Genomic DNA, 20,315 nt, shown 5'->3' on the forward strand with positions numbered 1-20,315 from the left:
ATCCGGGGTGAGAAGGATGGATGTGTTAATCAATTTATTTGTAAATGGGATTTCAACAGGGATGCTCATTTTTTTATTAGCATCAGGTCTTTCACTTATTTTCGGTTTAATGAGTGTTCTAAACTTTGCACATGGTGGTTTATTTGCATGGGGAGCGTTTACAGGTGTTTGGCTATTTAATATGACAGGTAGTTACGTATTAGCGTTAATTGGAGCAATTGCTATGGGGATGTTTCTTGGATTCATTTTAGAAAGATTTCTTATTAGACCAGTATATGGAAATCATGTTCGCCAGCTTCTTGTGACGCTTGGAGGAATGCTTGTACTTAGTGAATGTATTAAAGTATTTTGGGGACCAAATCCAATTGGGGCAAAGTTACCGTTATGGCTACAAGGAAGTTTTACATTCGAAGGCGTTATATTAATTAAATATCGTCTATTTGTTATTTTAATTGGGATTATTATTTACGTTGCCTTACTAGTATTGCTCAAAAAAACAAAGATAGGTCTTATGATACGCGCAGGTGTAATAGATAAAGAGATGGTTCAAGCGCTCGGTATTAACGTAAAAGCGATATTTTCTTTCGTCTTTTTATTAGGAGCAGGGATGGCAGCGTTGGGAGGTTTCTTATTAGCACCGTATTCAGGTGTTATTTTCGCCGAAATGGGTATGCAGTATGCGATTTTAGCTTTCATAGTAGTAATCATTGGAGGATTAGGAAGCGTACAAGGTTCAGCAATCGCTTCTTTAATTGTCGGATTAGCTGGTGCTTTTACAGCGTATTTTATACCGGATTTATCACTTGCAATCAATATGTTAATGTTACTATTTTTCTTAATAGTGAAGCCAAATGGACTTGTTGGTGAAAAGGGGTGAAATGGTGAACAGCACATCAAATCGAATTAAAGTATACTTCGGAGTATGTATGCTCATTTGTTTAAGTGTATTTCCATTCGTAAATGATTCACGGAGCTTGTTAATTTTGTTCACTCAAATCTTCATCTTTGCTATTTTTGCAATGAGTTTTGATGTATTGCTTGGATATACCGGAATTGTATCGTTCGGCCATTGTATGTTCTTTGGTATAGGAGCATATGGAGTAGCACTTTTATTTGATCGGCAAGGAGTATCCATAACGAACTTTTTAACAGGGATAGTAGCTGCAATTATCATTTCAGCAATTGTTAGTTATATAATCGGTTTGCTTTCTTTACGGCTGAAAAGTCATTTTTATGCAATGTTAACACTTGCTATTTCACAGTTGTTTTTCGTACTTGCTGAAAAATGGCGTGGGCTCACTCACGGAGGGGATGGTTTTACATTTGGTGTACCAGACTTATTCCGTGATCGTTTTACGTTTTATTATGTAACACTTATATGTTTAATTGTCATTTTTATTCTGTTACGTCTTTTCACAAAATCTTCTATTGGAAAAGTATTAAAGGCAATTTCGCAAAATGAGCAACGTGTTGAAGCATTAGGATATAAAGTTCTTCATTATAAAATTATTGCTAGTATTGTTGCAGGAGTAGTAGCTGCAATTAGCGGTGGTTTATTTGTTATTACACTGCGCTTTGTTAATACAACTGTATTTTCAATTGAAATGACATTAAATGCATTATTGATGACAATGATTGGAGGTGTGGGAACGTTAATAGGGGCAATTGCTGGGGCTGGAATTATTGAATCACTGAAATATTATTTATCAGAACTAGCTACAGAGTATCCGATTTTTGAACGATGGACGATTATTCTTGGTTTATTGTACATTATCGTATTGCTAGCTTTTCCGAAAGGATTAGTTGGCTCGGTTAAGCGGTTGAAGAATATGAAACGGAGTAAGAAGGAGAAAAGTGCAGAAGTGGAGCAAAACGTTTGAAAAATCGATTGCATAAAATATGAAAATCCCTCTTTTAGATTCGTAAAGGAGGGATTTTTATTGGTGTATGTAATTAGTTAGTTTGATAGCTATTCTATTAATCAAATAGTTCATCAGGGATTTGTTTTAAAGAGTTTTGATTCGTAAAGAAATGAACAGCTAATTTCTCAACTGGAACATCTTCAATTGGTTCCAATTTATCATTTCTAATCGGTAAAAAGGCTATTCCGTTGCCATCGTTTATAAAATCTTCAATGAGTGAATAAGAATCTAATTGTTGAAGTTGATGCTGAGATAGATTATTTTCTTTTAGAAATTGTATAGTCTTATTTCTAAAAGGGCACTTTTTGTCATTGCTAACGAAGAAGAGTTCCTTTGAATAGTCAACTGTACACTTTTCTTTCGCTTTTAATAAACCTATAGAAATTGAAGTGGAAAATACTTTTTTAAACGCTGTGTCCGAGTAATCCTCATAAGTAATGACCATATCAACTTTTTGTTGCTGCAGTAATTTTTGCAAATGACTACTATTTTCTACATATATTTGATAATTCCTGAAATTTTCTTTAATGCGCTTACTTAAATAATTAGTCAAAATCGATTGTGACGTCGCGATTATATAAGAAGAACCACACATTTTAATTTTATCTTTCGCTTCTTCTACTAGCGTTAATATTTGATTTGTGTAGTCTAGTAAAATGTCACCAGAAGGTAACAACGAAACGCCTTTGTTATCTCTATGTAGTAAAGGTGTTTCTAATTCTAGTTCTAATTTTTTGATTCGCTCAGTTACGTTTGGTTGAACATATCCTAACTCTTTCGCAGCTTTACTAATAGAACCTTCGCTAGCTACAGTTTTGAATATAATAAGATCATTTATTTCCATTTATCACAGCTCCTTATACGATATCATTATAAATGATACCAAGCATAAGTTATACCTATTTTACGTTAGTCAGTCATCGCTTTATCATTATGTATATAGGATAGAAAGTGAGTGATAAACATGATTGGAATGCAATATAAGGTCATTTTGCCGAAAGATTATGATATGGAGAGTATTAGAAATAGGGTAAAGGAAAATGGGCATAAAACTGATGGTTTTCAAGACCTAAATTTTAAAGCCTATTTAATTACTGAGGCAGGTAAGGACGGGAATTTCTATAACTGTTATGCACCTTTATATATTTGGAATGGTCATGAAGGGATGAATAAATTCATATTTGAAGGGTATTACGATAATATTTTACAATCGTTTGGGTGGCAACAAATAAATATAGGCGTTCCATTAGTTGTCAATGTAAAGGATGATTTTAAGAAATGTAGATATGTTGTTGAATATGAAGGAAGTATTTCTCAAAGTGAATCATTGATTGGGACTCAATCTACCATTATGGATCAAAATGTAGAAAATTGTTTAGGTAATGTAAAAGTATATAATCCAGATAAGTGGGGATATAGTCAGTTTAATTTTTATGAAGAGAAGCCTAACATTACAGCGAATAAGGGTGTTACAATATATGAGATTTTACACATTTCACGATAAAATTTGGTTCCAAATTAAAAATAAGAAAAGGAATGAAAATCTATGCCCTTTGTGAATATTCATTATCCTGAAAACATATTAAATAAAGAAGGGTTGAAAAAGATAGGTGAATGTATCCATCTTTCATTAATTGAACATTTTAACATCCCTGAAAATGATTACTTTCAAATGTTTTTACCTTATCAAAAAAATCAATTTTTATATAATCCATATTATTTGTTGGAAAGAGGAGAAAAGAGAACAGAGAATATGATTTATGTTTCTATTACATGTGGACCTGGAAGAACAGTGCAACAGAAAAAAAGTTTGTATCAATCTGTATCCTTAAAGATTTCGGAATGTTCCGACGTTTTTATTACACTAAATGAGACAGTTGCTGAAAATTGGTCATTTGGTCAAGGGATGGCACAACTGGTAAAAATGAAGGGAGCAAAATGATGAATGAACCAATTGAATTTTATATTCAAAAGAAAATGAGAGAAATAGCACCTGCATTTGCTCAGTATAGTGAAAAGATATTGTTTGAGGAAGTGTGGCGTGATGCTACTTTAACATTAAGAGAAAGAAGTTTATGTACTGTGTCGGCACTAATCAGTCTCGGTAATACAGAACAATTACCATTTCACTTGAAGTTAGCTAAACAAAATGGGATTATGGAGAATGAATTGGTTACATTAATAACACATATGGCTTTTTACGTTGGTTGGCCAAAAGCTGTGGCAGCTTTAAATCTAGCAATGAATGAAATGAAAAGTTAAGTATAAAGATAAGAAAGAATTCATGTTTATATGAATTCTTTCTTATCTTTATTTATGCAAAACTCTATTGCAATATTTTTTTGCATTTTTCCTTGCTTTTTTATCACTTGCGTAGTAAAGTGATAATAAGATTCACGATAGGAAGTGATCAAAGATGCGTGATAATACGATTGGATCATTAATATGGTTACGTTTAATACGATTTACGAACCAAAGTAATCAGATGTCAAATGAGTTTTTAAAACGTTTTGATTTAACGACAGCTCAATTTGATGTGCTTTTGCAAATACGTACGTATCAGCCGCTAACACAAATGGAGTTAGCTGAAAAGGTAACTGTTACACAAGGCGGTATTTCTAGAATGTTAACTCGTCTTGAAAAAGAAGGATATATTGTACGAAAACAAGATTGGAAAACGAAAACAATTAGTCTTACAGAGCAAGGAGAAGCGGCCTTAGAGAAAGCATTGCCAGAGCAACTTGCATTTCAATCTTCGTTTTTTGATGATGTATTAAATGAAGAAGAGCAGAAAATATTATACGAGCTAATGACGAAAGTTCATAAGCATAGTGAAAAAAAAGAATTACCGCAAGAGTAATTTTTTTTACAACATCAATTGACTAATCAAGTGATGTTGTAAGTAATAGAGAAACATTTGAATTACCAACGTTTTTAGAAGAGAAACTAATAGGGCATCATTAAAGGAGAGAGTAATTATGGAAAAATACCGTATGGATACAAGTAAAGGAATGGAGTTTGGATTATATTCAATTGGGGATCACGTTTTAAATCCGCATAATGGAGAGAAAATTAGTGCAGAACAAAGAATTCATGAATTAATTGAAACAGCTAAGTTAGCGGATGAAGCTGGACTTGATGTATTTGCTGTCGGTGAAAGTCATCAAACGCATTTTACAACGCAAGCTCATACAGTTATTTTAGGAGCTATTGCACAAGCTACGAAAAATATAAAAATTGCAAGTTCAGCAACGATAATAAGTACTTCTGATCCGGTACGAGTATATGAGGACTTTGCTACAATTGACTTGATTTCTAATGGACGTGCAGAAATCGTAGCTGGTCGTGGATCGCGTATTGGGGGATATAGTTTACTTGGTTATGATGTAAATGATTATGAAGAGTTATTTGAAGAGAAGATGGATCTTTTATTAAAAATTAATAAAGAGGAACATGTAACATGGAATGGACAGTTCAGAGCACCGCTTGCACACGCATCGGTTATTCCAAGAGCTAAAAATAATAACTTACCAATTTGGCGTGCAGTTGGTGGCCCGCCAGCTAGTGCAATTAAAGCAGGACGCGCGGGTGTACCAATGATGATAACAACACTAGGTGGTCCAGCTATTAACTTTAAAGGATCAGTAGATGCTTACCGTGAGGCTGCTGAGCAAAGTGGATTTGATCCAGCAAGCTTACCAGTTGCAACTACAAGTTTATTTTATACAGCAAAAAATTCACAAGATGCATTTAGCGAATACTATCCTCATATTAATGCTGGTATGCTTACACTACGCGGTGGTGGGTATCCGAAAGAACAATTTACAAATGCAGTAGATTACCGTGACGCATTAATGGTTGGTAGCCCGCAACAAATTATTGAAAAAATGCTTTACCAATATGAATTGTTTGGACAACAACGTTTTATGGCACAAATTGATTTTGGTGGTGTACCACTTAATCAAATTGAGAAAAATATCGAATTAATTGCTACTGAAATTTTACCGGCTGTTAGAAAACATACAGCAAAATAATATAAAAAATACCGAGAGTCTAATCGATTCTCGGTATTTTTTTATGTATTAATTTAGTTTGGAAAAATGACAAAAAAATGAATTTTCAGGTCTAGGAAGAGGGGAGGGTTTTCTATTTTTGAATAACATTATATTGTATTTGAATTTTGGGAATACATTTTTCTCTTGACAAAAAACAATTGATTTTCTATTTGTTTCAGAGGACATTTTTTAGGGTGAAAGTCAAGCGCATGAAGAGAAATATGATTATTTTATTGATATGAAAGTAAGTCTTATATTAAAAAAACACATTTTATTAATGAGAAAAATCTAATTCAAAAAAATACCAAAAGACATATTTCAGACAAAATGATGTCAATAATACGTCAAAAATCAGCTGAATTTACTATGCAGGTATATTATACAATTCGATTAACGGATAAAACACTACTGAAATAGTGAAAAGGTAAATTTTATGAAAAAGTTCTTTTGTAATTATCTCAAAAACTGAAAATTTATATTTTCTAAAAGTACATAAACAAATTTATCTTTCTATATTTCTAAGATTTGGGTTGTTTTATTCATACAACTCAATTGAAATTACGATATAAAAAATTATGAAGGAAGTGATTGTAGTATGGAAACGCTTGAATTGGCACGAATACAATTCGCATCAACAACGATTTTCCATTACTTTTTTGTTCCGCTGTCTATTGGTTTAGCTTTTATCATTGCGTTAATGCAAACTTTGTATGTGGTAAAGGGACAAGAAATTTATAAGAAGATGACGAAATTTTGGACACAAATATTCCTTGTAAATTTTGCGGTAGGTGTAGTAACTGGTATTTTACAAGAATTCCAGTTTGGAATGAACTGGTCAACCTATTCACGTTTCGTAGGTGATGTGTTTGGTCCATCACTTGCTATTGAAGGTTTATTAGCATTTTTCATTGAGTCTACATTCTTAGGTTTATGGGTATTCGGTGAGGATAAATTACCGAAGCGCATTCACCTATTATGTATTTGGCTCCTTTCAATTGGAACAATGTTATCAGCGTTTTGGATTTTAACTGCAAGTGCATTTATGCAATCGCCAGTAGGATATGAAATGGCAGCAGATGGACGTGCACAAATGAATGATTTCTTAGCAATTATCCAAAACCCACAATTATGGGTACAATTCCCGCATACAATTACAGCGGCGATTGCAACTGGTGCATTCTTTATTGCAGGTGTGAGTGCATGGAAAATAACGAAAGCGCAAGAAACTGAAGTGTTTAAAAAATCGTTCCGCATTTCTATCATTGTTGGAACACTTACAACTGCGCTAGTATTATTCTTCGGTCATGCGCAAGCACAACAATTAATTAAGACACATCCAATGAAAATGGCAGCAGCTGAAGCGTTATGGAATACGAGTGAAGATCCAGCGCCATTTACAGTATTTGCGAAAATTGATGCAGAGAAGCAAGAAAACTCGTTTGAAATTCAAATCCCTTATATGCTAAGTCTATTATCATTTGATAAATTTAGCGGTCAAGTAGAAGGGATGAATCAAATTCAAAAGCAATATGAAGAGAAATATGGGCCTGGAGACTATATTCCACCAGTACACACTATGTTCTGGAGTTTTAGAGCGATGGTAATGAGTGGAACATTTATGCTTCTTCTAGGAGCGTACGGATGGTTCTTATCAAGAAAAGATCGTTTAGCTGAAAAAACGTGGTATTTAAAATTAATGGTGTATGCAATTTCACTACCGTTTATCGGTAATACAGTAGGATGGATTATGACTGAAATGGGACGTCAGCCTTGGGTAGTTTTCGGTGTTATGAAAACGGAAGATGCTGTATCTCCAAATGTTACGTTCGGAGAAGTATTATTCTCTTTAGTTTCGTTCACATCACTATATTTAATTATAGGAGGAATCACTGTTTACTTATTCGTTCGTATCATTAAAGGACATGAGAATAAGAAAACGAAACAGGATTCTCAAAGCCATGATCCATTTGATAAGGAGGAAGAGTATGTTATCTCTTAATGAGTTGTGGTTTATCATTATTGCAATTTTATTCGTAGGCTTCTTTGTACTTGAAGGTTTCGATTTCGGTGTAGGTATAGTTTCAAGGTTTTTAGGGGAAAACGATTTAGAGAAAAGAATATACTTAAATACAATTGGTCCATTTTGGCACGCGAATGAAGTATGGCTTGTTTGTGCCGGTGGTGCTATGTTCGCGGCATTCCCACACTGGTATGCAACTTTATTTAGTGGGTTTTACATTCCTTTTGTGTTTATGCTTCTTGCTTTAATTATAAGAGGTGTTTCCTTTAAATTCCGTGCGAAAATAGATAATCATAAATGGAAAGGTTTTTGGGATGGGGGTATGTTTTTAGGAAGTTTACTACCGCCTATCCTTTGGGGAGTTGCCATTGCTAACTTTATGGTAGGTATTCCAATTGATGAGACGAAAAATGCTGTAGGTGGATTCTTACAATTACTTCATCCATTTGCATTACTTGGAGGAGTTATGTTCCTTCTGCTATGTATTGTTCACGGATTGCAATTCCTTACTATACGTACAACTGGTAAGTTAAGAGAACGTGCACGTATTGCTGCGTTGAAAATTGCACCGCTTGCAATTACAGCACTTCTTATTTTTGCCGGTGTAGGGTTATGGAAAACAGATATATTCACTGGTCATGGTACAGAGTGGATTATGGTTCCGATCGGAGCTTTTGTAGCATTATGTGCGTCAACATTATTAAATAAAAGAAGAAGAGATGGTTGGGCTTTCGTTATGACGAGTTTAACAATCATTTTACTAAGTGCGAGTGTGTTTGCCGGCATGTTCCCACGTGTCTTAATTAGCTCGTTAGGGTCAATATACGATTTAACAATTTATAATGCAGCATCGGGAGATTATGCACTAAAACTGATGACGTATTTTTCAATTGCTATATTGCCATTTGTTTTGGGAAGTCAAATATGGAGTTTCTATGTGTTTAGACAACCTGTTAAGTCAGATAAAGATTTGGAGTACTAATGAAAAGAAAAAGAGGACTTCCGTCGTATCCTGGTAGCCGAGTTTTATATGTAGTGTTAACAATCATTAGCGTTTTAGAAGCTATTAGTATTATTGCACAAACAGTGTTTTTAGCGCGGGCTATTACGTTTTTATTTCAGGGAGAAACAGTGCAATCTGTGTTAAATGAAACGGTGTATTTTGGAATCACGTTTGCAGTTCGTCACATGCTGGTTCGCATATCGCAAGTATTAGTTGAACGTTTTGCTGAAAAAACAGGGTCACTACTGAGAAAACAATTAATAGAGGCGTATTTCACATTAGGTCCACGGTATGTTCAAACTGCTGGAACAGGTCATCTGGTTACCTTATCGATAGAAGGTATTGAGAAATTTAAAACATATATTGAATTAACAATTCCTAAAATGATTAGAAGTAGTATCGTACCGGGGCTAATTGTACTATATGTTTTTACGCTAGATATTGAGTCTGGAGTCATTTTAGTTGTAACGATTCCTATCGTAATTATATTTATGATCCTACTAGGATTAGCAGCGCAGAAAATGGCGGATAGCCAATATGAAACATATCGTGTTCTTTCTAATCACTTTGTAGATACGTTAAAAGGGGTAGAAACATTAAAGTATTTAGGTAAAAGTAAACAGCATGAAGGAAAGATTGAGAAAGTAAGTAAAAGGTATAGAAAAGCAACGATGCGTACTTTGCGAGTTGCTTTTCTTTCTTCTTTTGCATTAGATTTCTTTACGAGTTTATCAATCGCATTTGTGGCGGTCGGATTAGGGATACGTTTAATAGACGGGACAATTGTACTATTGCCAGCCCTTACGATTTTAATTTTAGCTCCGGAATACTTCTTGCCGATTAAACAAGTTGGAGCAAATTATCATGCTACGTTAGATGGGCAACTTGCAATGGAGCAAATAGAAGAGATTTTACAGCAACAAAAAGAAATAGAAACGAAAGAATCAAATGTCGATATCATATGGAATTCCACAAGTAACTTAAAATTACAAGATGTAAAAGTAAAGATTGATGAATCTGAAAAGGCAATATTAGAAGGAATTAACTTTACTTGGGAAGGCAGTGGCACTATAGGTGTAATTGGTGAAAGTGGGGCGGGGAAATCGACGTTAATCGACGTATTAGCAGGATTTTTAACTCCTTCGGGTGGAAAGATGATAGTAAATGGTGTGGAAATTGACGGGGCTACTCGTGAAGATTGGCAAAAGAATATTGCTTATATTCCGCAGCAACCTTATATTTTCCCGCTTTCATTAAAAGATAACATTTGTTTCTATGAAACAAATACAACTGATGAAGAAGTGGAAAGAGTCATTAATGAAGTGGGTCTTCATTCACTCGTTACATCGCTTCCAAATGGGCTGTACGAAAGAATTGGAGAAGGCGGGCGTATGCTTAGTGGCGGACAAGAACAACGTGTCGCAATGGCACGTGCACTTTTAAGTAAAAAGCCAATTATTTTATTAGACGAACCTACAGCACATCTTGATATTGAAACTGAATTTGAAATAAAGCAATCGATGTTACGTCTGTTTGAAGGTAAATTAGTATTTCTTGCAACACATCGTCTTCACTGGATGAAACAGATGGATCATATTCTTATTTTAAATAAAGGGAAAATGATAGAGAGTGGAACATATGAAGAACTTTTAAAGAATGAGGCATTACATTTTCAAAGGAAAGAGAGGGATAGAGATGAGTAACTGGATTAAACCTTATATACAGCAAAATAAAAGTAGAATGACTTTAACTATTTTCCTTGGTCTTCTTGGAGTTAGTTCAGGTGCGATGCTACTTTTTATTTCAGGTTATTTAATCTCTAAATCTGCTCTTAGACCAGAAAATGTAATGGCTGTATATGTTCCTATCGTTGCAACGCGTGCGTTTAGTATAGGACAAGCTGTGTTTCATTATATAGAGCGTTTAGTCGGACATGACGTTGTACTACGCATATTAGAAAAAATGAGAACGAAACTATATAGGATAGTAGAACCACAGGCGTTATTTTTCCGTTCGCGATTTCAAACGGGTGATATGTTAGGGGTATTATCCGAAGATATAGAGCATTTGCAAAACCTATATTTACGTACAATATTTCCAAGCATATTAGCATTAGTTGTATATAGCATATTCGTACTTGTTATCGGTGCATTTGACGTGATGTTTGCACTTATTGCAGCAAGTATGTTGGCTATTATCGTTTTTCTTCTTCCACTTGTATCATTACTTTTAATGAAGCAACATCATGTTACATTAAAGCAAGGAAGAAGCCGTTTGTATCAACAACTAACAGATGCTGTTTTTGGATTATCTGATTGGCAAGCAAGTGGTAGAAAAGATGAATTCATTGATAAGTATGTAGAACAAAATGCTCAGTTGTTAAAAACGGAGAAAAGAATGAAGCGCTGGAATCATATTCGAGATAGTATCATTCAATTAGTAGTGGGGATTGTAGTTATTTCAATGATCATATGGACTGGAAATGAGGCAGCCAGTGAACAGATTGCACCTACCGTTATTGCGGCTTTCGTCTTAATGACGTTATCGGTCACAAACGCGCTTATTCCTCTTTCAGATGCAATCGATCGAATTCCATCATATGTAGAATCTGCTCATCGTCTCAATCAAGTAGAAGGTAATGATGTTTTGCAGGATGAAAAGGAATTACATGAAGATAAAGATTATGTTGCATCAAAACATATAGACATTGAATTAAATCATGTATCGTATAGTTATCCAGATAGTAATGAATTTGTATTGAAAGACGTATCATTACAAATAAAAGCAGGGAAGAAAATCGCCATTTTAGGAAGAAGCGGAACAGGGAAATCTACTTTATTAAAACTGTTAACAGGTGCGATAAGCCCGTTACATGGTGAAGTTTTATTGAATAGTGAACATGCTCATACGAATCTTTTAGCAAAATATATTTCTGTATTGAATCAAAAGCCACATTTATTCGATACGACAATTGGAAATAATGTGCGAATCGGCAAACCAGAGGCTACAGATGAAGAGATATGGACAGCGTTAGAGAAAGCACAATTAGCTTCGCATATTGCTTCTCTTCCAGATGGACTACAAACAAAAATGCATGAAATGGGAAAAAGGTTTTCTGGCGGGGAAAGACAACGGGTTGCTTTTGCTAGAACGCTAATGCAAGAAGCGCCAATTATTGTACTTGATGAACCTACGATTGGCTTAGATCCAAAGACAGAATTATCTTTAATCGAAACAATGTTTTCTGCAACGGAAGAAAAGACAGTTATTTGGATTACACACCATCTTGTAGGAATTGAACATGTAGATGAAGTTATATTCCTTGATCGTGGTCAAATCGTAATGCAAGGTAGTCATGAACAACTTCTTACAGAAAATGAGAAGTATCGAAAGCTTTATGAACTAGATAAAGGAATATAGTTTGAATAAGTAATAATTGTAAAAATAGCTAAGCCAAATGGTGAAGCTATTTTTTTGTTTTGAAATGAATATTCTATTCTTTTTCATGTTGGATTGCAGATGTATATGATTGTTACGAATGAAAAATGAATTTCATATTATACATATAATGGAGGGGATGTACATGGAGAGGCAGTATAAAATTATTATTTTAAGTGATGAATTATCAGAGGGGCGGATTCGAAATGTATTAGACAAAAATAAATGTAAAACAATAGTTCATGTTGTAGACGTTACAGATATTGTTCATATAGAAAATTCTTTTCAATATATAATCATTTGGAGAGTGGATGCAGAAAAACTTACAAATGAATTGAGAAACAGAGGCGTGCAAAGTTCAAAACTTATTAATTTAACAAAATACATGTATGAATGGAAGAATAAATTGATTTCTATATATCAAATAAATCCGGATCTTATGTCTATATACATTTCTATGAAAAAAGCAAAGAGTGATCCGACGTATGAATTGTTTGCGACAGGTTTGTCTTATCCGCATTGTGGCATAAGTACGGAGCTCCTCTTAAAAAAGTCAATGAAATTAACACTTCCATCGCAAGATCTATACTATGATTATTTAATAGCGTCACAACTTCTATCAAACGATCATTCATTTCAATATTGTTTGATAGGAATAGCTTATTTCTCGTTTTACTTTGATATGTCGTTATCATCTGAATCATATAGAATTCACAAAGTATATTATCCATTGTTTCAAGACGGTCATCATACTGTAGTTCATTCTCCTCTACCCACTGATGGATTCGCACATCTAGATACCCCGAAACCACTTTTTTCTATTTTTAATTTGCATTTTGAATATGTTTTATTAGACGAACTAAAAGATGAATCATTGATACTGCCCTGGATAAATGCTGAATGGAATACCACTCCTCTTCACATTCCTTTTGAAGAACACGGCAAAATAAGAGCAACTTCGCATGCTAAGTTGTCATATCCTCATACTTTAGTTGAAAATAAAACGATTTTTAAAAAATATTTAGAACTACTGTTAAAACATGATATAAAACCAATAATTGTTGTATTCCCAGTTACTTCACATTATTTCAATTGTAGTAGTAAGAAATTAAAAGAAGATTTTTATAAAGTTATAAATGATTTTCAAACTCAATATTCTTTTCGGATTATAGATCTATTTGATTCACCATTATTTTGTGATGATGATTTTTATGATAGTGATCATATGAATAAAAAAGGTGCAAATAAAATGTCTGCGTTATTAAATATGTTTATTCAGGAACGAAAAGTATGATATTTTATTTCATGTTTGCATAAAAGTATATAGGCTCCATACAGTTAAAGTAATGTGATTTTTGTGTCGCGTATATAAATAATATGCGAAGAGGTGAAAGAGTAAAATGGGAACTCGTATTGAAAGAACTGAAGAGATGGTAGATCAACTTCCATTGGTAAGTGTTTTAATTCCTACATATAATCGTCCTCGCTACTTTGAAGAGGCGTTATGTAGTGTGTTAGAACAAACGTACCCTAATATAGAAATTATAGTTGGAGATGATAGTACGAATGATGAAACAGAAAAGGTGTTACAAAAATACTTATGTGATCATTCAAATATTATTTATATAAAAAACAGGTCAACTCTCGGACAATTTGAAAATGCGCTAATGTTATTTAATGAAGCGAACGGAGAGTATATAAACTTTTTAATGGATGATGATATATTTCATGTGAATAAAATTGAAAAAATGATGAAGTATTTTTTCAATGATCTAGATAATGAAATTAAGCTTGTAACATCTCATCGTCAAGTAATTGATGATAAAGGAGAAGAACTACGCCATATTTATTCAACTGTTCGTTTATTTGAAGAGGATATGATTATAGAGGGAACAGAATTAGGGAATAGGGTAATTATAGATCAAAAAAATTATATCGGAGAACCGACAACAGTTTTATTTCGTAAAAATGATTTACAAGAACCGTATGGGATTTTTGATAAGAGGAGGTATCTATGCAACGTAGATATAGCTTCATGGTTATCTTTATTAAGTAAAGGAAAAGCAGTATATATAGCAGAGACACTTAGTTACTTTCGATTACACCAAGATCAACAGCTAAATGAATCTAATAAAATGATGGATGGATTAGAAGATTTTTCACATAGTATTATAGCAGGAGAAAAATATGGTTTCTTATCCACCGAAAAAGAGTTAGACAAAGCGATAACTAATTTTCTAGATTATGCAAGAAGGATAGTTCCATCATCGATATTATATACATTAGACTATTATCAAAAAATTAGGGGAAAGAAAATAAACATAGAAAAGAAAAAACAACATATAAATAATAATTCTTCATTACCGAAAGTAAGTATACTGATTCCAGCGTACAATAGACCTTATTACTTGGAATTGGCACTCAACAGCGCTCTGAATCAAACATATGAAAATATTGAAATTGTTATTTCTGACGACAGTACAAATAATGAAGTCAATGCTATGATTCAACCGTATTTACGTGAATATGATTGTGTTACATATGTTAAAAATGAAACACCGTTAGTTGCTGAAAACTTTAATAAGTGTATAGAACTTGCGAACGGAGAGTATATAAACTTTTTATTAGATGATGACTTATTTCACCATGAAAAAATCCAGAGAATGATGGAATACTTTTTGAAGTTAGAAAATATTTCATTTGTGACGTCATATCGTGAACTGATTGATGAGAATGGGGAGATATTACCACCTACAACATTGAATATGAAAATTGCGAAAGAAACTACACTTTTTGAAGGAAAAGAATTAGGGAATTATATATTAAAAAACTTAAAAAATATAGTTGGTGAGCCGACAACTGTTCTGTTTAATCGAGATTTGTTTGAAGGGAGGTTTGGGTATTTTAAAGGGAAGGCGTATTCTGCTATTAACGATATTGCAACTTGGTTAGATATGATGAGGAGAGGAAAAGTAGTTTATATACAAGAACCTCTCAGTTATTTTAGACAACATAGTGGACAAAATCAAAAACAAATGCACTTTATTTTAATGACAATTGAAGAATGGATTGAATTAATTATAGATGCGTATAATAGTGGATTTTTAAGTTCTGAAAGAGATTATAAAGAGAGCTTATCTTATTGTTTAGAAAATGCGGGATTTATAGTTAAGGATGCAGTAAGAAATGGCGAACTAGATAAAATTTATAATGAAAAGATAGAAAAAGGGTTAAACAAGCTAGTTGCTCATATGTTTGAGAAAGAATGTTGTTATTGTCAATATTGCAATCAACAATTTGAAAAATTTTCCCCATGGCCAGCACATTATGATTTTCCGAAATATAAATTCGAGATGTGGAATAAAGATACAGGGATATGTCCAGTTTGTAGTTCGATGGATCGTGAAAGATTGTATCGTGCGTACATTGAAGCAGAAACGGACTTGTTAAGTAGAAAATATACTATACTTCATATTGCACCTGAAGCAAATTTAAGAGATTGGTTTAACGAGTATAAAAATATTACGTATGTATGTGGGGATTTAGAGCCAAAGGATCCACTAATGAAGGAAATTGATGTTACAAGAATTACATATGATAGTAATACTTTTGATGTGATTTTATGTAGCCACGTATTAGAACACGTTCCTGATGATGACAAAGCAATGCGAGAGTTATATAGGGTTCTAAAGCCAGGTGGATGGGGAATTATTCAAGTACCAATCGTAATGAATGTGGATTCTATTATAGAGAATGAATTAATTGTAACTCCACAATTGAGGAAATTAGCTTTTGGTCAAGAAGATCATGTGCGAATTTATAATCAATCAGGATTCATTCAACGATTAATAAATGCGGGATTTAAGGTAGAATTATATAACATAGCTGAAAAACAAGGAATGAAAAGTGCTAGGAAATTTGGACTATCTGAAACAGATATGCTCTATATTGTCCGAAAATGATAGGAAGGAATAGATAGATATGGAGAATATTCCTTTTTTACGTGCTTCAACTGTACCTGTAATTGAGTATTTGGAAGAATTGAAGGAAATTGATACATCTCATATATATACGAATTATGGACCCATAAATCAACGTTTTGAAGAAATAATTATGTCGGATTTTTTTCAGAACAGGGGAGCTGTTACAACAGTAGCAAACGCAACGTTAGGGTTAATGGCGGCCATTCAACTTAAGAAAAGAAAAAAAGGAAAGTATGCCCTCATGCCTAGTTTTACATTCCCTGCGACTCCATTAGCGGCTATTTGGTGTGGATTGGAACCTTATTTTATTGATATTTCAATAGATGATTGGTATATGGATAAAACAGTACTTTTGGATAAAGTTGAAGAATTAAAAGAAGAGGTTGCGATTGTTGTCCCGTACGCAACTTTTGGATCATGGATGAACTTAGAAGAATATGAAGAATTAGAGAAGAGGGGTGTTCCGGTTGTCGTAGATGCGGCACCGGGATTCGGATTAATGAATGGAAGTATGCATTATGGACAGGATTTTAGTGGAATGATCGTATATAGTTTTCATGCAACAAAGCCTTTCGGAATTGGTGAAGGAGGGCTTATATATAGTAAAAATGAAGAAGATATACAACGTATTAAAAGAATGGGGAATTTCGGATTTGATAAAAATCGTGAATGTACGATGATGGGGTTTAATTGTAAAATGTCTGAATATGCAGCCGCTATTGGGATTGCAACTATGAAAAAATGGGATCAAAAATTAAAAGAACGCACTCGTATTTCTGAATGGTATAAACAGTTGTTACAAAATACTAGGTTAATACAAAAAGGGTGGCAAGTCCAAAAGACAGAAGTAGTTATTCAACAATTTATGCCTATTCTTTGTCCAGAAGAAGTTCACAACATACAAGTAATAGAAGAACTGAAAAAACAGAACATAGAAGCTAGATTATACTTTTCACCATCTTGCCACCAACAAGTACTTTTTAGAAACTATAAATCTACAGATTTAACAAAAACGAATAAAATAGCAAAACGAATAGTAAGTTTACCTTTATGGGAAGGAATGACGAAAGAAATAGTAGAACAAATTGTAAGCTGTTTAGGGCAGAAGGTGGTTTGGGCAGATGAATAGTTTTTATAGTTTAGAAGAACTAAAGAAAATTGGTTTTTTGTCTGTTGGGAAAAATGTATTGATTAGTAAAAAAGCAAGTATATATAATCCAGGTGTTATATCAGTTGGTAATCATGTAAGAATTGATGATTTTTGCATTTTAAGTGGCAAAATCACAATTGGAAGTTATTCGCATATATCAGCGTATACAGCGTTATATGGAGGAGAAGTTGGAATTGAAATGCATGACTTTGCAAATATCTCAGCTAAAACAATAATATATGCAGTACTTGATGATTTCAGTGGAAATACATTAATGGGGCCAACCGTCCCGAATCAATATAGGAATGTGAAAACAGAAAAAGTTATTTTAAAAAAACATGCGATTATTGGTGCTGATTCTATTATTTTTCCAAATGTAACTATAGGAGAAGGCACGGCAGTCGGTGCGATGAGTATGGTAAAAGAGAGTTTAGATGATTGGTATATTTATGCGGGAGTTCCCGTAAGAAAAGTAAAACCTCGTCAAAAAAAGATGCTAGAGTTAGAAATTGATTTTTTAAAAAGCATTCATTCTTAATAAAAAAGAATGAATGCTTTTTATTTTTATCCCGCTATTTGCCGGGCAGTAAAACCCCATCTCAAAATTGAGCGAAAGCAAAGAAGTTAGGTTGGGGCCTCGCTGCCAGTGAGGGCTGATTAAAGTTTCACTTTACGATTAAACAGAATGTATCTTAACTTATTATGTTTTAAATTTTGCTAACCAAGGCAATACTGAGCCATAGTGAATGTAAAGTTGGAGGGCGAGCGTATATGTTTGATGAGGATGGGATTGTTTTAATTATGGAACCAGCTGATGAAAGGAACTTGAGGAGATTTATTTTTTCAGTGCCAAAGTCAGTGTATGAAAAGAAGGGGCTTACATTACACTATGGAACAGCTATAGGACAAGGATATATGGATATAATTGAAGATATTATTAGCGTACATATAGAAATAGATGTTGTAACTGTAATCGGGCATGTAAGAGGATAAATAGCTATTTGAAAAAAGGTTTTAAGTAATTTAGCTAGAAGTTATGATAGAGAAAATTGCAGACAATTATAAAGACGAAGGGAGCCTAAAATGAAAATAAAATCAATTTTATTAGCATGTATAGCCTCAATTGGATTAATGGGATGTTCACTAGTAGAGGAAGGAAAGAACTCCCTAGATTATGCGCAAAAAGCGACGGACTATGTAAATGAAATAAGTGCATTTGCAAATGATGCACCAGCATTAGCTGAAAAGGCCGTTAATGATAGCGAAGCTCGAAAAGAATTAGAAACGAAGCTTAGTGAAATTAAACAAGATATACCCGCTTTCAATGAATTAACGCCACCTGATGTAGCGAAGGATCTTCATCAGCAAATCGTCGGATATAACGAAAAGTTAAATACGTTAATTGATACGGCGATGACAAAGATAGAAGAAGGAAAAGTGGATGTAGAGCAATTTAAAAACTCTGAGCTTATGCAGACGGTTGATCAAGTTCGAGATTTGAAAGATAAGATACAAAATTTAGGCCAATGATGAAAAGCTCCGTTTGTAATAACGGAGCTTTTTTATGTTGTCTAATGGGAAAGTCCATTATATTTTCTTCCTATAGTATAAGCATTTTTAATTCCGCTATTTGCTGGACGGCTCAATTGGTGAGGGCTAATTAAAGTTTCACTTTATATGTTCCATTTTTCTAAAATATGTATCGTTTTATTGGTTACATCCATGTTCACTTGAACACCTATAGGCATAGTGATCATCGGATGGGTATGACAACAATCGAAGTCAGCTAGTAAAGGGATTCTTTGGTTTTGCAGTATTTCTAAAAGTATTTCGTAAGGTTTGCGATTTGTACCACAATCATCAAATTGCTCATGTTTTCCAAGAATAATGCCTGAAACTTTGTCAAATACACCGTTAATTTTAAGTAATGAAAAGCTTCTTTCAATAGTAGCTGCATCTTTTGAGCTATCCTCAATAAATAGAATATCGCCTTCTTGAATACATGGCATATAAGAGCTGCCCCAAATTCCTTGTATTGTATTTAAGTTGCCGCCAATAACACGTCCAGTAGCTTGTCCATTTGTTACAGAAATCCAATTATTTGGTCTAAGTTCTTTTTCTTTCGTTTTCTCTTCCCAATTAATAAATTCATCTGACCAAAATAACGGTTGTTTTATGTTGTAAGGAAGAGGCGGATCGTTTTGTAATGTTTCTGAGAAATATTTGTATGTGTCATCTACAAAAGGTTCAAATTCTCCAAAGGAAGGTACGAGTGCCGGACCGTAAAATGTAGGAATTCCTGTTTTTGCATAAATCCCTAGTAATAAAGCTGTTGCATCTGAATAGCCAATCATTATTTTAGGGTTATTTTGAAAAGCTTCATAATCAATATAAGGTAATAATGAATTAGAATTCATACCACCAATTGTTGACATTATACAAGAAACATCAGAGTTTCTTATCAAGGCGTTTAGTTCCTCAGCACGTTCTTGGATGCTACCTGAACGATAATAATCATATCGACCTGTTAGTGAACCTTCTAATATGTGAAATCCTTTCTGTTGTAAGAAAGATTTCGCTCGTTCAAATCTTTTGGGAGAAGTGTAGGTTACTGGAGAAGAAGGTGAGTAAATCCCAATTGTGTCTCCGTATTTTAAAGATTTTGGAAGTATCATTTGTATGAATCCCTTCTATTAAATAGTTTATTTATGAGGTTTTATCATTGAATATTCTTATATTTCAGT

Annotated in this window: 19 protein-coding genes; 17 read left to right on the forward strand and 2 right to left on the reverse strand. The window is 33.6% G+C overall.

Annotated features, from left to right (window positions below; translation table 11 throughout):
* Positions 1 to 16: 16 nt before the first annotated feature.
* Both V7S50_RS26525 and V7S50_RS26530 read left to right on the forward strand, forming a co-directional pair.
* Positions 17 to 877, forward strand: a complete 861-nt coding sequence (locus tag V7S50_RS26525) for a branched-chain amino acid ABC transporter permease (RefSeq protein WP_075309957.1) — start codon at positions 17 to 19, stop codon at positions 875 to 877.
* Between the two features lie 49 nt (positions 878 to 926).
* On the forward strand, positions 927 to 1,880 hold the full coding sequence (locus V7S50_RS26530) for a branched-chain amino acid ABC transporter permease (protein WP_242251917.1): 954 nt from the start codon (positions 927 to 929) through the stop codon (positions 1,878 to 1,880).
* Between the two features lie 97 nt (positions 1,881 to 1,977).
* Here the strand turns inward: V7S50_RS26530 and V7S50_RS26535 are convergent, their stop codons facing one another.
* Positions 1,978 to 2,766, reverse strand: coding sequence for a LysR family transcriptional regulator (locus tag V7S50_RS26535; RefSeq protein WP_242251540.1), 789 nt, complete (start codon positions 2,764 to 2,766; stop codon positions 1,978 to 1,980).
* A gap of 120 nt (positions 2,767 to 2,886) precedes the next feature.
* On the opposite strand from V7S50_RS26535, the gene V7S50_RS26540 reads away from it, so the two are divergent.
* From V7S50_RS26540 to V7S50_RS26610, 15 genes are all read left to right on the forward strand, one after another.
* On the forward strand, positions 2,887 to 3,426 hold the full coding sequence (locus V7S50_RS26540; RefSeq protein WP_242251541.1) for a DUF4865 family protein: 540 nt from the start codon (positions 2,887 to 2,889) through the stop codon (positions 3,424 to 3,426).
* Between the two features lie 42 nt (positions 3,427 to 3,468).
* Complete coding sequence (locus V7S50_RS26545; protein WP_242251542.1) at positions 3,469 to 3,864, forward strand: tautomerase family protein; 396 nt, start codon at positions 3,469 to 3,471, stop codon at positions 3,862 to 3,864.
* Entirely contained in the window at positions 3,861 to 4,184 is a 324-nt protein-coding gene (locus V7S50_RS26550; RefSeq protein ID WP_242251543.1) for a carboxymuconolactone decarboxylase family protein, read from the forward strand. Before V7S50_RS26545 ends, V7S50_RS26550 begins: the two co-directional genes overlap by 4 nt.
* Before the next feature lie 154 nt (positions 4,185 to 4,338).
* Positions 4,339 to 4,782 (forward strand): MarR family winged helix-turn-helix transcriptional regulator, encoded by a 444-nt coding sequence (locus V7S50_RS26555; RefSeq protein ID WP_001205517.1) that lies wholly within the window; start codon positions 4,339 to 4,341, stop codon positions 4,780 to 4,782.
* Between the two features lie 118 nt (positions 4,783 to 4,900).
* Positions 4,901 to 5,956, forward strand: coding sequence for an LLM class flavin-dependent oxidoreductase (locus V7S50_RS26560; protein ID WP_242251544.1), 1,056 nt, complete (start codon positions 4,901 to 4,903; stop codon positions 5,954 to 5,956).
* Positions 5,957 to 6,572: 616 nt separating this feature from the next.
* A complete protein-coding gene (gene cydA, locus V7S50_RS26565; protein WP_242251545.1) occupies positions 6,573 to 7,976 on the forward strand; it encodes a cytochrome ubiquinol oxidase subunit I in 1,404 nt (467 codons plus the stop codon).
* Positions 7,963 to 8,979 carry a cytochrome d ubiquinol oxidase subunit II gene (gene cydB / locus V7S50_RS26570; RefSeq protein WP_242251546.1) on the forward strand — a complete coding sequence of 339 codons (1,017 nt, stop codon included), beginning with the start codon at positions 7,963 to 7,965 and terminating at the stop codon, positions 8,977 to 8,979. Before cydA ends, cydB begins: the two co-directional genes overlap by 14 nt.
* Positions 8,979 to 10,703 (forward strand): thiol reductant ABC exporter subunit CydD, encoded by a 1,725-nt coding sequence (cydD, locus tag V7S50_RS26575; RefSeq protein ID WP_309260022.1) that lies wholly within the window; start codon positions 8,979 to 8,981, stop codon positions 10,701 to 10,703. Before cydB ends, cydD begins: the two co-directional genes overlap by 1 nt.
* Positions 10,696 to 12,420 carry a thiol reductant ABC exporter subunit CydC gene (gene cydC / locus V7S50_RS26580; RefSeq protein ID WP_242251549.1) on the forward strand — a complete coding sequence of 575 codons (1,725 nt, stop codon included), beginning with the start codon at positions 10,696 to 10,698 and terminating at the stop codon, positions 12,418 to 12,420. The genes cydD and cydC overlap by 8 nt, the downstream gene beginning before the upstream one ends.
* 163 nt (positions 12,421 to 12,583) lie before the next feature.
* A complete protein-coding gene (locus V7S50_RS26585; protein WP_242251551.1) occupies positions 12,584 to 13,732 on the forward strand; it encodes a hypothetical protein in 1,149 nt (382 codons plus the stop codon).
* Positions 13,733 to 13,838: 106 nt separating this feature from the next.
* Positions 13,839 to 16,400: a glycosyltransferase gene (locus V7S50_RS26590; RefSeq protein WP_242251554.1), complete on the forward strand. Its 2,562-nt coding sequence runs from the start codon at positions 13,839 to 13,841 to the stop codon at positions 16,398 to 16,400.
* 19 nt (positions 16,401 to 16,419) lie between these two features.
* Positions 16,420 to 17,550 (forward strand): DegT/DnrJ/EryC1/StrS aminotransferase family protein, encoded by a 1,131-nt coding sequence (locus V7S50_RS26595; RefSeq protein ID WP_242251555.1) that lies wholly within the window; start codon positions 16,420 to 16,422, stop codon positions 17,548 to 17,550.
* Positions 17,543 to 18,109, forward strand: coding sequence for an acyltransferase (locus tag V7S50_RS26600; protein ID WP_242251556.1), 567 nt, complete (start codon positions 17,543 to 17,545; stop codon positions 18,107 to 18,109). The genes V7S50_RS26595 and V7S50_RS26600 overlap by 8 nt, the downstream gene beginning before the upstream one ends.
* Before the next feature lie 233 nt (positions 18,110 to 18,342).
* Positions 18,343 to 18,564: a hypothetical protein gene (locus tag V7S50_RS26605; RefSeq protein WP_063224199.1), complete on the forward strand. Its 222-nt coding sequence runs from the start codon at positions 18,343 to 18,345 to the stop codon at positions 18,562 to 18,564.
* Between the two features lie 90 nt (positions 18,565 to 18,654).
* Positions 18,655 to 19,101, forward strand: a complete 447-nt coding sequence (locus V7S50_RS26610; RefSeq protein ID WP_063224198.1) for a DUF6376 family protein — start codon at positions 18,655 to 18,657, stop codon at positions 19,099 to 19,101.
* 143 nt (positions 19,102 to 19,244) lie between these two features.
* Here V7S50_RS26610 and V7S50_RS26615 read toward each other — a convergent pair whose 3' ends face one another.
* Positions 19,245 to 20,246 (reverse strand): S66 family peptidase, encoded by a 1,002-nt coding sequence (locus tag V7S50_RS26615; RefSeq protein WP_242251557.1) that lies wholly within the window; start codon positions 20,244 to 20,246, stop codon positions 19,245 to 19,247.
* Between the last annotated feature and the right edge of the window lie 69 nt (positions 20,247 to 20,315).

Source organism: Bacillus sp. CCNWLW194 (genome assembly GCF_037120585.1).
Taxonomy (GTDB): Bacteria; Bacillota; Bacilli; order Bacillales; family Bacillaceae_G; genus Bacillus_A; species Bacillus_A basilensis.

What these genes read in the sequence shown, in the direction of transcription:
- V7S50_RS26530 (WP_242251917.1), top strand. Translation starts at nt 927, where the DNA reads ATGCTCATTTGTTTAAGTGTATTTCCATTCGTAAATGATTCACGGAGC.
- V7S50_RS26540 (WP_242251541.1), top strand. Translation starts at nt 2,887, where the DNA reads ATGATTGGAATGCAATATAAGGTCATTTTGCCGAAAGATTATGATATG.
- V7S50_RS26610 (WP_063224198.1), top strand. Translation starts at nt 18,655, where the DNA reads ATGAAAATAAAATCAATTTTATTAGCATGTATAGCCTCAATTGGATTA.
- cydA (WP_242251545.1), top strand. Translation starts at nt 6,573, where the DNA reads ATGGAAACGCTTGAATTGGCACGAATACAATTCGCATCAACAACGATT.
- V7S50_RS26605 (WP_063224199.1), top strand. Translation starts at nt 18,343, where the DNA reads ATGTTTGATGAGGATGGGATTGTTTTAATTATGGAACCAGCTGATGAA.
- cydB (WP_242251546.1), top strand. Translation starts at nt 7,963, where the DNA reads ATGTTATCTCTTAATGAGTTGTGGTTTATCATTATTGCAATTTTATTC.
- V7S50_RS26560 (WP_242251544.1), top strand. Translation starts at nt 4,901, where the DNA reads ATGGAAAAATACCGTATGGATACAAGTAAAGGAATGGAGTTTGGATTA.
- cydC (WP_242251549.1), top strand. Translation starts at nt 10,696, where the DNA reads ATGAGTAACTGGATTAAACCTTATATACAGCAAAATAAAAGTAGAATG.
- cydD (WP_309260022.1), top strand. Translation starts at nt 8,979, where the DNA reads ATGAAAAGAAAAAGAGGACTTCCGTCGTATCCTGGTAGCCGAGTTTTA.
- V7S50_RS26525 (WP_075309957.1), top strand. Translation starts at nt 17, where the DNA reads ATGGATGTGTTAATCAATTTATTTGTAAATGGGATTTCAACAGGGATG.
- V7S50_RS26555 (WP_001205517.1), top strand. Translation starts at nt 4,339, where the DNA reads ATGCGTGATAATACGATTGGATCATTAATATGGTTACGTTTAATACGA.
- V7S50_RS26535 (WP_242251540.1), bottom strand. Translation starts at nt 2,766, where the DNA reads ATGGAAATAAATGATCTTATTATATTCAAAACTGTAGCTAGCGAAGGT.
- V7S50_RS26585 (WP_242251551.1), top strand. Translation starts at nt 12,584, where the DNA reads ATGGAGAGGCAGTATAAAATTATTATTTTAAGTGATGAATTATCAGAG.
- V7S50_RS26615 (WP_242251557.1), bottom strand. Translation starts at nt 20,246, where the DNA reads ATGATACTTCCAAAATCTTTAAAATACGGAGACACAATTGGGATTTAC.
- V7S50_RS26600 (WP_242251556.1), top strand. Translation starts at nt 17,543, where the DNA reads ATGAATAGTTTTTATAGTTTAGAAGAACTAAAGAAAATTGGTTTTTTG.
- V7S50_RS26545 (WP_242251542.1), top strand. Translation starts at nt 3,469, where the DNA reads ATGCCCTTTGTGAATATTCATTATCCTGAAAACATATTAAATAAAGAA.
- V7S50_RS26550 (WP_242251543.1), top strand. Translation starts at nt 3,861, where the DNA reads ATGATGAATGAACCAATTGAATTTTATATTCAAAAGAAAATGAGAGAA.
- V7S50_RS26590 (WP_242251554.1), top strand. Translation starts at nt 13,839, where the DNA reads ATGGGAACTCGTATTGAAAGAACTGAAGAGATGGTAGATCAACTTCCA.
- V7S50_RS26595 (WP_242251555.1), top strand. Translation starts at nt 16,420, where the DNA reads ATGGAGAATATTCCTTTTTTACGTGCTTCAACTGTACCTGTAATTGAG.